Source organism: Campylobacter concisus, from assembly GCF_002165785.1.
Classification (GTDB): domain Bacteria; phylum Campylobacterota; class Campylobacteria; order Campylobacterales; family Campylobacteraceae; genus Campylobacter_A; species Campylobacter_A concisus_W.
Genome location: NZ_NDYO01000001.1, coordinates 197185 through 209061, shown reverse-complemented (window position 1 = coordinate 209061; position 11877 = coordinate 197185). Strand labels below are relative to the sequence as shown.

The window sequence follows — 11877 nt, the reverse complement described above, 5'->3', positions numbered from 1 at the left end:
TATAGTAATAAAAATCCTTTGTATCTGAGCCCACTTTAACATACTAATAATGCAGCATATTTATTTATACCTTACCTAAACAAAAAATTAAATGCTATTAATAAGTGCTTAAATGGTGATACATTATATGGGATTTATTTTAGTTTGAATATTTTGAAAGAAGCGTCAACATGAGACACAAAGATACCAAAATAGAATGTGAAGAATTATGGGCAAAAAATAAATATTATGTACTAAGCAAATCGCATAAAGCATATCTGGAGATAAGGGAGTACTTGAAGGAAAAAGAACTGGATGTTTTATGGCTAAATGAAAAAATACGTGAAACAAGAGATATGAAGGAGAGTAAAAAAGATTTTAGTAATGCCGTTCTTCACATATGGGGATATTTCAAAAAAGAAGCAAGTACAATTGAAAAACAGGCATTATTTGATATATTAAATAAATATATGGAAGGGGAAAATAGTCAGAAGGTTGTAATTGAATACATTAACACTTTACTAAAGAAATACCCTAATGAATATTTAGAAAAATCAACCTTGTTAACAGGAGAAACAATATGAGACTATGGCATGAAAAACTTATCCACTTATTGCCCAAAAATCAGCTTCTTGGACAACATAGGGAGTGTTGTGCTTTGAGGGGCAATGGATGGAAAAAGAAACATAAAACTGTGGACTATGTGTTTTCATATTCTCCGTATCATCTTTTTGTTTACCATGTATTGGTTATGGAGGAGATGGGAAAAAGGGGATATAATGTTTCTGCGGAATGGAAAGATAAAAATTATAGAGGAAGGACAGCAGAAAAGTATGATAATCTTAAAGAGGAAATTATAGGCAGTCCAATTTACAAAGAGCATAATATTGAATATCTGGCTGATTGCATAGAAAATTTAAGAAATAAAGGCATACATTTAAAAGTATAGAAGTTGTGAAGGAATAGGCACCATATCCATTTTATGGAATTTTTTGTAAAAGGAACTTCTTGATAGGTACTAGTTTTAATTAGGATATATTTTCTCTTTTTATTAACATTGGTCAATGAAATTTAGCTCTCAACCTTTTATAATTTTGCAAAAAAGGATATAAAATGAGTCAAATTTATAATCTAGACAAAGACACAAATATAGTTAAAAAAAGTGTCGTTAGCAAAAGGCTCTTTCAAAATAAAAACGCAAGCGTTGATATATACGCATTTGACGAGGGTGAGGAGCTAGATCACGAGATGCTTTTTATAGATAGCCTTGCCTGGGTGATAGATGGCGAAGCGCAACTTGAGTATGGCAAAAAGCAGATGAAGCTTGGGAGCGACGAAGCCTGCCTTATCGAGGCAAAAACCTGGCGAAAACTCAAATTTACAAAGAAAACAAAATATTTACTAATAGATTTTAAGGAGAATGTTATGATAGATCATTTACCTAAGGCAGCTATTTTTAGCTTAGTTGATGCAGTGGAATACGAAAAAGGCAAGATAGTTAGCAAGACGCTTGTTAAAAATGAGAATGGCTCGATGTCGCTGCTTAGTTTTGACACAGACCAAGAGCTCTCAACTCACGCAGCTCCAGGCGATGCACTACTTATAGCACTTGATGGCGAGATGAAGCTAACTATTGGTGATGAGCATTTTGATATCAAAAAAGGCGATACCATCGTGCTTCCGGGCAAAATACCACACGGATTAAAGATAAAAGATAAATTTAAAATGCTCTTAATCGTCACTAAAGACAAAATGTAATACCAAGCCCTATTTTTAGGGCTTTTTATAATAACAGTAGCAAATTTATACTTAATAAAGCAAAAAGTAAAGTCATAATATAATCTCTTTAAAAAATTTAAAGAAGAGTTATGAAAAAAGAAAATTCCAAACTATTTTTATTGCTATTTTTAGGCGCTCTCTCTGCCTTTGGACCATTTGTTACAGATCTTTATTTGCCAGCACTTCCGGCTATTACCGAGTGGTTTAAAACAAGTGTCACAGCTACGCAATTAACGATCACGACATCGATGGCGGGCTTAGCTATAGGTCAGCTTATAGTTGGCCCAATAAGTGATAAATTTGGCCGGAAACTGCCCCTTACCATCTCGCTCATCGTCTATACGATAAGCACTATTTTTATATTTTTTGCACAAAATATCCAGTTTTTTATCTTTATGAGAATTATTCAAGGGCTAGCAAGTGCCGGTAGCTTAGTCATCTCAAGGGCTGTTGTGAGTGATCTTTATAAGGGTCATGAAATGACTAAATTTTTTAGTCTTATGATGGTTGTAAATGGTCTTGCTCCGATACTCTCGCCAATTGGTGGCAGCTTGCTACTTAAATTTACCGACTGGCGCGGCATCTTTATGGCGCTAACCATCATTGGTATTTTGCTTTTTATCGCAAATTTTTATTTCAAAGAGAGCTTGAGTCAGTCAAATCGCTTAAAAATGCCTTTGCTAGTGACTTATAGTGTTTTTGGTAAAATTTTAAGAAAGAAAAAATTTATGCTTTTCGTAAGCATTCAGACATTTGCGATGGGCGCGATGTTTGCCTATATAGCGTCATCTTCGTTTATTTTTCAAGAATTTTATTCTCTAAGTCCAGTAAGTTATAGCTTTTGTTTTGCTTCAAATGGTTTAGGGCTTGTTATAGGAGCAAGACTTGCTAGTCTTTTAAATGAGAGAAAAGCGCTCAAAACCGGGCTTTTTGGTACCTTGTTTGCTAGTGTTTTTATTGCTTTCATGCTTTGCTTTAAATTTGAAGTGATCGGCGTCATTATCGCATTTTTTTTATTGCTTCTTTTTACAGGATTTGTCTTGCCAACTGCTTCATCGCTAGCCATGAATGAAGGCAGAGAATACGCAGGTTCAGCCTCAGCGATACTTGGATTTTGTCCATTTTTCTTAGGTGGCGTCGTCTCTCCGCTAGTTGGGCTTGGTGATATATTTTATTCGACTTCTATTGTTATTTTAGCCTGCACATTACTTGCTTTGATATCATTTTTTAGGTTAAAAAGAGTTGCGTAAAATTTATCTTATTTCAAATACAAAAACTGCTGATGAGAGCGTTGTAAATTTAAGCGTTAGCAAGATAGAGTTTTTGAAATTTGAACTAAATTTAAGTGACTATGATGTGCTGGTAGCTACTTCTAAAAATGCTTTTAATGCATTAAAATTTAACAATATAAAAGCTATAAATTTGCCAGTCTTTGCCATCGCAAATAGTTGTGCGGCAGCCGCAAGAGAGTTTGGATTTAGTGAAATTTATACCGGAAAGAACGCTCACGGAGATGGCTTTGCAAGAGAAATTTTACCACTTTTAAAGGGCAAACAGGTTCTTTATCTAAAAGGTAAAGATAGCGCTTCAAATTTCTTAGAAATTTTACAAGATGGCGGAGTAAACATAAAGGCGATTTTTGCCTATGAAAATGTCTTAAATCCTTGCAAAATGGAGCTAAAACCATCAAAAAATAGTATCTTGATCTTTGCTTCTCCACTAAATGTCAAAAATTTTCTTAGTAATTTTGGCTGGGATGAGAGCTATCAAGCGATAAGCATTGGAAAGGTCACTGCAAAAGAGCTAAAATTTACTGAGCCAATAGTGAGCCAAAGTCAAGATATAAACGCCTGTATCGCGCTTGCCAAAACATTACTTTAAGCAAAGAATTTATATAATTTTATTGCCTGAGTGAAGCGAGTCAGCATTTTACGGGGTCCAACACTTTTTTGTTAGCGAAAAGGTATGGGTGCCTTGTGATGTGGCTTCGTTTGAGTCTGAAAAGGCGAGAAGTTGCAACCGTTTGGTATCTATCTATTTGCAAGATTGGCTTTGTTTATGGGCCACTCTTCTATGCGACGCCCACTCGGGTTTTTAAATTTACGGAGATGAAATGAATATTCTCATAATAGGAAGTGGCGGCCGCGAATACGCCATTGCTCTAAAACTAAAAAACGAAAAAAATATAAATTTATACTTTGCGCCGGGAAATGGTGCGACCTCACGCCTTGGCGAGAATTTAAATATAAAAGACTTTTATGAGCTTGCAAAATTTGCTAAACAAAATGATATTGCTCTAACTATCGTAGGCCCTGAAGCGCCGCTTAGTGAAGGCGTAGTGGATATCTTTAAAAAAGAGGGTTTGCTCATCTTTGGACCAAGCAAAGCAGCTGCTAGACTTGAAGCTAGCAAGGCCTATATGAAGGACTTTTTAGCTAGAAATAACATAAAAACTGCAAAATATTTAAACACAGATGATAAAGAAAAAGCATTTAAATTTATTGATACCTTAAGCGCGCCGATGGTCGTAAAGGCCGATGGTCTTTGTGCTGGAAAAGGCGTTATAATCGCAAATTCTAAAGAAGAAGCCAAAGAGGCAGTTAGCGACATGCTAAGCGGAGCCAGCTTTGGTGATGCTGGTAAATTTGTTGTTGTTGAAGAGTTTTTAGACGGCTTTGAGCTAAGTTTTTTTGCTATTTGTGACGGCGAAAATTTTGTAAGTTTGCCAGTGGCACAAGATCATAAACGTCTGCTTGATAATGACGAAGGTCCAAATACTGGTGGTATGGGCGCCTATGCTCCAAGTTCACTTGCTTCAAAAGAGCTGATAAAAAGGGTCGAAGAAGAGATTGTAAAGCCAACTTTAAAAGGGATGAAAAACGAGGGCAGTCCGTTTTGTGGAGTACTTTTTGTGGGACTGATGATCGTGAAAAATGAGCCTTATGTACTTGAGTTTAACGTGAGATTTGGCGATCCTGAGTGCGAGGTATTGATGCCATTAATTGACGGAAATCTAAGTGAAATTTTACTAAATGCTGCAAAGGGCGAGCTAAAGCCTATTAGTCTAAAAGATGAATTTGCAGTTGGTGTTGTGATGGCTAGCAAGGACTATCCGTATAAAAGCAGTCCAAAAGCTAAAATTTCAGTTTTAAATGATGTAAAAGATGCTCACATTGCTTATGCTGGTGTTAGCGAGCAAGGCGGAGAAATTTATGCAGATGGTGGCAGAGTATTAGTCTGCGTTGCCACTGCGAAGAGCATAAAAGAGGCACGTGATAGAGCTTATGAGCTTTGCGAAAATGTAAAATTTGACGGAGCACATTATAGAAAAGATATTGCCTGGCAGGCATTAAAATGAGTATGCAGATAGTTGAAAAACTTGAAAAAGAAGAAATTTCGCTAGCGCCATTTTCAAAAAGAGTGCTAGCTTACTCAATTGATGAATGTATTGTTTCTTTTTTGTTTTTGATCATTTACTGGGATGCCTTTTTGTCGGTTATGAGCTATGATGAAGCCAGAAATTTGACCTTAAATTTCTTTTGGCAAATAGTCGCACTAAAGATTATTTATCATGCATTTTTTGTTTGGTATTATGGTGCGAGTCTTGGGCAAATGCTAACAAAGACGATGTGCATTAATGTAGAAATTTTAGATAGACCAAATTTTATTTCAAGCTTGGTAAGAGCGATTTTGAGGTTGGTTAGTGAAGCTTGTTTTTATCTTGGTTTTGCATGGGCATTTGCAAATCCAGCTAGGCAGACTTGGCAAGACAAAATAGCAAAAACAGTGGTGATAAATGCGTAAAATTTTATTTTTAGTTCCGGTATGTATTTTAAATTTAAGTGCAGCTGTGCAAGATGTGCAGCTTTTGGCTGATGATGTAAAGCAAGATAAAGGCATCGTCACGGCCAATAAAAATGTTGTTGTATATTCACAAGATTACCTTGTGACAGCTGATTGTGCAGTTTATGATCAAAATAATTCGGTTATCGAGCTATTTGGCAACGTCAACATGATGAAGGGCAAGAGTGAAGTCTCTCGCTCAAACTATGCAAAGCTAAATTTAAAAAATAATGACACTGCTTTTGAATCGCTTTTTATGATGAATAAAGACATGGAAGTATGGATGAGAAGCGATGAGAGCAGCTCTGACAGCGAGTACTATAGAGTAAAAAAGGCGATGGTTTCAAGCTGTAATGTCCAAGATCCTGACTGGAGTATCACTTCAAGCTCAGCTATGCTAAATAAACAAAGCAAATTTTTACACCTTTTTAACCCAGTCTTTCGTATAGCTAATGTGCCAGTTTTTTATTTGCCATATTTTGGTTTTTCAACAGATACCACAAGAAGAACAGGTCTTTTACCACCTGAGCTTGGATACGGAAAATCTGAAGGCTTTTATTACAAACAGCCGATTTATTTTGCACCTTATAATGAGTGGGACTTCGAGCTTGATCCGCAGATAAGAACAAACAGAGGTGCTGGAATTTATGGTGCGTTTAGATTTACTGAGTCGCCTGATTCAAGGGGTGAAATCAGCTTTGGCTCATTTACTGATAAAAACAGCTACCAAGTCAAGCAAAAAGGAGAGACTTCAAATAAGGCCGAACTAAAAAATAAAACACATAAAGGCATTGGACTAAAATACGAAAGAGATAAGCTTATAAGATACCTTAGTGAAGCGGATTTGCAAGAGGGAATTTGGATAGATGCAACGAAGCTAAATGATATAGATTATTTAAATTTAAAGGGCAGGGATGATGATTATGATTCGCTTGTAACTTCTAAATTTAACTACTTCATCGCAAATGACGATCATTATTTTGGTGCTTATGCAAAATACTACATAGACACTGAAAAAATTGGCTCAAAAAATGAGAACAAAGACACGCTTCAAGAGCTTCCATCGCTTCAGTATCATAAATTTACAGATGATATTGTCTTGCCAAATATCTTATATTCACTCGATCTTCAGTCACATAGATACGATAGGAAGATAGGCGTTAGAGCGACTCAGTATGAATTTACACTTCCAGCTTCAGTGCATGTACCACTACTTGATGATAGCTTAACATTTTCATTTTACGAGTATCTATACGCATCAAGAATAAATTACGAGAATAAGATAAATTCATTTGATGATAAAAGAGAAGATAAACATACAAATTTTGTAAATAATTATCATAAATTTGCCCTTCACACTGACCTTGCAAAAGCGTATGAGAGCTTCTACCACACTCTAAATTTTGGAGCTGAATATCTACTACCAGGTTATAGAAAAGGAAATTTAGATGATGAGTTTATCTATGATAAAAATCTAAACGAGTATGAAAATTTCTTGGCTCAAGAGCAGAGTAAGGAAGAAATTTCTGGTTATTTGACGCAGTATTTCTTTAACTCTAATGGTAGAAAGATTATAAAACATAGCATTTCTCAAGGATATTACACAAAAGAAGATGAATATTCGAATTTAAAAAATGCTATCTATCTATATCCATTTGAAAATTTAAGCCTTTATAATAAGCTTGAGTATTCACACAAGAGCAAAGAGCTTAAAAAGGTACAAAGTGGATTTTCATACACAAATGATTTATTTTGGCTAAATACGCTTCATACCATGAAGAAAAATGATAGCAAAATAAAAAATAGTGCGACAAAAGATAGCTATTTTACAAGTGGTCTTGGAGTAAAATTGCCTCATCAATACAGCCTTATTGGCGGCTGGCAATATGATATTGAGCGAAGCTACACAAAAAGCTGGAGAGTTGGTGTACTTCATCAAAGAAAATGCTGGAATTACGGGATAATTTATCAACAAGATGTTGAGCCAACAACAACGACAAATGGATCGGCTTCAACTAGGAAAAACGGTATTTATTTTACGATCAATTTTTACCCAATGGGTGGTTTACACTATGACTTTTCGCAAAGCAGCACTACTTCAACAAGTAGTAAATAAAATGGCTAAGTAAATGACAATAGTTAAATTTAAAGATCAATTAGATGCTGCTAGCAAGTTAATTGAAATTTTGCCAAAAAAAGAGTTTGTAGATAAAAAAATGATAGTTGTCTGTATGTCGCTTGATTCAGTTATACTTACAGATGCGGTTTGTAGAAGTTTAAATTTAAGTTATGAGATGCTCTTTAGCGAGCCAATACCTGCGCCAAATAATAGCGAATGCGACGTTGCAATAGTTAGCGAGACAGAAGATATAGTGTTAAATGATAAACTTATAAAAGCCTTTAATATAAGCTATGACTACATTTACGGCGAAGCACATAGAAAATATGAAGAGAAAATTTTAAAAAACGTTTATAAATACCGAAAAGGAAATTTGATAGGAGAGCTAAAAGATAAAAATATTTTACTAATCGATGAGGGGTGCGAGACTGGTATGACGGCACTCATTTGCATAAAGACGTTGCTTGATGTGAAGGTAAAATCCATCTCATACGCAACGCCAGTGATTGCTACTGATGTCTTTACAAATTTAAATGATATGGTTGATGAAATTTACACGATAAACAAGATCGTTGATTTTATCGATGTGGATTCGTATTACGAGAAAAAGATCGAAGCTACGAGTGAGCGTATCATGTCAATATTAGAAGAGAGCCCTTATTATTTGCCGTTACAAAAACAACAAGGAGATAAAAATAATGCAATATAGTATAGAAGTCAATAATCAGGTTGAAATTTTTGACCTTAATAAAGTAGCAAAACAAGCTAGCGGAGCAGTGCTTTTGAGGGTAAAAAATACCGTAGTTTTAGCAACTGTTGCAAGAGAAGATACGCAAGTTGAGGAGGATTTTTTACCTCTAACGGTGCAGTACATCGAAAAAGCTTACGCCGCTGGTAAAATTCCTGGTGGTTACGTTAAGCGCGAGACAAAGCCAGGCGACTTTGAAACGCTAACAGCTCGCATCATCGATAGATCTCTTAGACCACTTTTTCCAAAAGGTTACGCATATCCAACTCAAATCGTTGTAATGGTGCTTTCAGCTGATCCTGAGGTTGATTTGCAGGTTGTAAGTCTAAATGCAGCCTCAGTTGCACTATATCTTAGCGACATCCCTGTAAATCGCCCAGTTTGTGGAGTGAGAGTTGGTTATATAGATGAAAAATTTGTGATCAACCCAAGCAACTCTGAGCTAAAACAAAGCGCGATCGATCTATACGTGGCTGGCACAAAAGATGAGCTTTTGATGATCGAGATGAGAAGCTTGCCTCAGCAAACTACTCAGCTTATCCCAATGGTTGCGATTGAGCCAATGATAGATCCGAGCTTAAGTGATAGCATGGCTCAAAAACAGCTAATGAATGAATTTAGCGAAGATATGATGGTTGAAGCGATTGATTTTGCTGGTAAGGCGATATTAAGAGCTAGCAGTGCTTACGAAGAAGCTTTCAAAGAGCATAAGAAAGAGGACGCTGCGCTTGAGCTAAAACCTGAAATAGAAAATGAAAATATCGCTATTTATATCGATAAATTTTATAAAGCTGAAGTCAAAAATGCGATCAACCAAATGGCAAAAAGCGAGCGAGCGAGCGAACTTAGTAAGATCGCGAAACAAATTTCAAGCGATGAGGTCGCTCAAAAAGAGGGCTGGGACGAGGCTGTCATCACAAATGTCCTTGGCAAATATAAAAAGAAAATCGTAAGAGAGCAGATCATAAACGATGGCGTTAGAGCTGATGGACGTGGTCTTGAAGAGGTTAGGCCTATTAGTATTGAGACAAATGTGCTCCCAAATGCACATGGCTCATGCCTCTTTACAAGAGGGCAGACGCAGGCTCTAGTTGTCACTACTCTTGGCACTGACAGTGACGCTCAAATGTATGACATCCTCACTGAAAAAGTACCTTTTGTAGAGAAATTTATGTTTAACTACAACTTCCCAGGCTTTAGCGTAGGTGAGGCAAGCCCACTAAAAGCTCCTGGTAGACGTGAGCTTGGACATGGAAATTTAGCCAAACGTGCCCTTGCACCAAGTATCGATCTAGCTTCACCATACACAATAAGAGTCGTTTCAGAAATTTTAGAGAGTAACGGCTCAAGCTCGATGGCTAGCGTTTGCGGTGGCTCGCTCGCACTTAGAGCAGCTGGCGTAAATACTTTAAAACTTGTCGCAGGTGTCGCTATGGGTCTTATATTTGAAGGCGATAAGCATGCAGTGCTAACAGATATCATGGGACTTGAAGATCATGACGGCGACATGGACTTTAAAGTAGCGGGCACAAGTGATGGCATCATAGCGCTTCAGATGGATATTAAGCTTGGTGGCATTAGCTTAGAAGTGCTAAAAGAGGCACTTTATCAAGCAAAACGTGGTAGAGAGCATATCTTATCTTTGATGACAGAAGCAGATAAAAATATAAAAATAAATGAAGATGTGCTTCCAAAGCTTGAGCTATTTAGTGTTGATCCAAGCAAGATCGTAGACATCATCGGACAAGCTGGCAAGACTATAAAAGAGATTATTGAGAAATTTGAAGTCTCAATCGATCTTGATAGAGAAAAAGGCGAGGTGAAAATCGCAGGTGGAGCAAAGAAAAATGTTGATGCTGCAAAAGACTACATCATCTCTATCACTTCAAAAGACAATGGACGCTCATTTGGCAAAAAGCCGTTTAAACACGACAAAGAGCGTTCAAAACCAAATTTTAATATCGGTGATGAGTTTTTTGGAACTGTAAAGAGTGTTGTTGATTTTGGTGTATTTATCGAGCTAAAAGATGGCATTGATGGCTTGCTTCATATCTCAAAGATAAAAACCCCATTAAACGTAGGCGATCAGGTCAAAGTATGTGTGAGCGAGCAAAAAGGAAATAAGATTTCGCTCTCTTTGGTTGAATAAATTTTAAAGGACAGATGATGAAATACAAAAAGTTGCTTTTTCCAATAGGAGCTGGAGACGATATCGAGCCAAGAATTTATGGTGCCCTAAAGGTTGCTCAGTGGTTTAACACACATATGGAAATTATGACTTGCCAGCTTGACCCAAGCGTAGTTTATAATATGAAAATGACGCTTCGTGGAGGAGTGCTTTTTGAAGAATTTCTAAAATCAGCTAAATCTGAACTAGCTGTCGAGCATGAAGAGAATGAGAAAATTTTCAATAAAATTTGTGCTGAGCTTGGCATAAAAGTAACTAGTGAAATCATTGAAGATGTTTGCACTGCAAATTTTACTATTCACAGTGGTAAAAGAAGCGCGATAGTGGAGCAAGAGAGTAAATTTTGCGACCTAGTTGTGGCTGCTGTGCCACTTGATGGAAAGATCACTGGTACATTTGAGTCGGCTGTTTTAAAAAGTGGTAAAAATGCGATTGTAATCCCTAGAAAAATGCGTGAGTTTAAAGCTGATAATATCCTTGTAAGCTGGACAGGCACTACTCAAAGCTCAAGGGCATTAACAGGCTCGATAGATCTTTTAAAAAAGGCGAAAAAGGTTCAGTGCATTACCTCAAAAGCAAGTCTTGGCGACAATGCTGAGCTAAATCTTAAAAAGCTTGAAGAGTACTTCAAAATTCATGGCATATCAGCCACTTTTGAAGTGATTGCTACTACGATGATACCTGGCGAAGCACTTTTAAAAGCAGCTATTGATAGAAATGCTGATCTAATCGTTGCTAGCAGATATGGTGAAAATGGTCTTATGGAAATGGTGCTTGGTGGTACTTCGAGATTTTTCTTAGAACACACAAATATCCCAGTTTATCTATAATGGATTGCGGCTTAGTCCGCGATCTAATTCTTTTAAATTAATCTAATTTTTACTCACTCACAAGAATTGACTACTAAATTTTAGCTTCACTGACCGCTTAGCTTAAATTTTAGAGCTGAAATTATTCGTTTACGAAATTTTAAAATTCGAGGGAGGCTTTTTGAATAGAACGCATGCAGTGCGCCAGCACCATTGCACGCACCTTGAACGTGAGAAGGGTTTGGGGGATTTAAAAAGGGGGATAAGGGGACGGCCTCGTAACTCGAGTCCCCTTGTCTCCCTTTTGAATAAAAGAATTTATAAATTTAAAATCTGGATTTCAAAAATAGAATTTTACTATTTTTGCAAATTTTAAAATTCCATTCACTCGCAAGAATTGGCTACTAAAATT

At 36.6% G+C, this 11877-nt stretch carries 11 protein-coding genes; all 11 read left to right on the top strand.

Annotated features, from left to right (window positions below; translation table 11 throughout):
- The first annotated feature begins 170 nt into the window (after window positions 1-170).
- Window positions 171-563: a YbgA family protein gene (locus tag B9N62_RS01060; RefSeq protein ID WP_087583987.1), complete on the top strand. Its 393-nt coding sequence runs from the start codon at window positions 171-173 to the stop codon at window positions 561-563.
- Window positions 560-928 (top strand): TIGR02328 family protein, encoded by a 369-nt coding sequence (locus B9N62_RS01055; RefSeq protein WP_087583986.1) that lies wholly within the window; start codon window positions 560-562, stop codon window positions 926-928. The genes B9N62_RS01060 and B9N62_RS01055 overlap by 4 nt, the downstream gene beginning before the upstream one ends.
- A 164-nt stretch (window positions 929-1092) precedes the next feature.
- Window positions 1093-1737 (top strand): cupin domain-containing protein, encoded by a 645-nt coding sequence (locus tag B9N62_RS01050; RefSeq protein WP_087583985.1) that lies wholly within the window; start codon window positions 1093-1095, stop codon window positions 1735-1737.
- Between the two features lie 110 nt (window positions 1738-1847).
- Window positions 1848-3008: a multidrug effflux MFS transporter gene (locus B9N62_RS01045; protein WP_087583984.1), complete on the top strand. Its 1161-nt coding sequence runs from the start codon at window positions 1848-1850 to the stop codon at window positions 3006-3008.
- Window positions 3001-3639, top strand: a complete 639-nt coding sequence (locus tag B9N62_RS01040; RefSeq protein ID WP_087583983.1) for a uroporphyrinogen-III synthase — start codon at window positions 3001-3003, stop codon at window positions 3637-3639. The genes B9N62_RS01045 and B9N62_RS01040 overlap by 8 nt, the downstream gene beginning before the upstream one ends.
- Before the next feature lie 232 nt (window positions 3640-3871).
- On the top strand, window positions 3872-5116 hold the full coding sequence (purD, locus tag B9N62_RS01035; RefSeq protein ID WP_087583982.1) for a phosphoribosylamine--glycine ligase: 1245 nt from the start codon (window positions 3872-3874) through the stop codon (window positions 5114-5116).
- The gene (locus tag B9N62_RS01030) at window positions 5113-5562 is read left to right on the top strand and encodes an RDD family protein (protein WP_087583981.1); all 450 of its coding nucleotides are present in this window, start codon (window positions 5113-5115) and stop codon (window positions 5560-5562) included. Before purD ends, B9N62_RS01030 begins: the two co-directional genes overlap by 4 nt.
- Window positions 5555-7717 carry an LPS-assembly protein LptD gene (locus tag B9N62_RS01025; protein WP_087583980.1) on the top strand — a complete coding sequence of 721 codons (2163 nt, stop codon included), beginning with the start codon at window positions 5555-5557 and terminating at the stop codon, window positions 7715-7717. Before B9N62_RS01030 ends, B9N62_RS01025 begins: the two co-directional genes overlap by 8 nt.
- Window positions 7718-7730: 13 nt before the next feature.
- A complete protein-coding gene (locus tag B9N62_RS01020) occupies window positions 7731-8429 on the top strand; it encodes a sodium:proton antiporter (protein ID WP_087583979.1) in 699 nt (232 codons plus the stop codon).
- A complete protein-coding gene (locus tag B9N62_RS01015) occupies window positions 8419-10617 on the top strand; it encodes a polyribonucleotide nucleotidyltransferase (protein WP_087583978.1) in 2199 nt (732 codons plus the stop codon). The genes B9N62_RS01020 and B9N62_RS01015 overlap by 11 nt, the downstream gene beginning before the upstream one ends.
- 17 nt (window positions 10618-10634) lie before the next feature.
- The gene (locus B9N62_RS01010) at window positions 10635-11486 is read left to right on the top strand and encodes a universal stress protein (protein WP_021091781.1); all 852 of its coding nucleotides are present in this window, start codon (window positions 10635-10637) and stop codon (window positions 11484-11486) included.
- The last annotated feature ends 391 nt before the right edge of the window (window positions 11487-11877 follow it).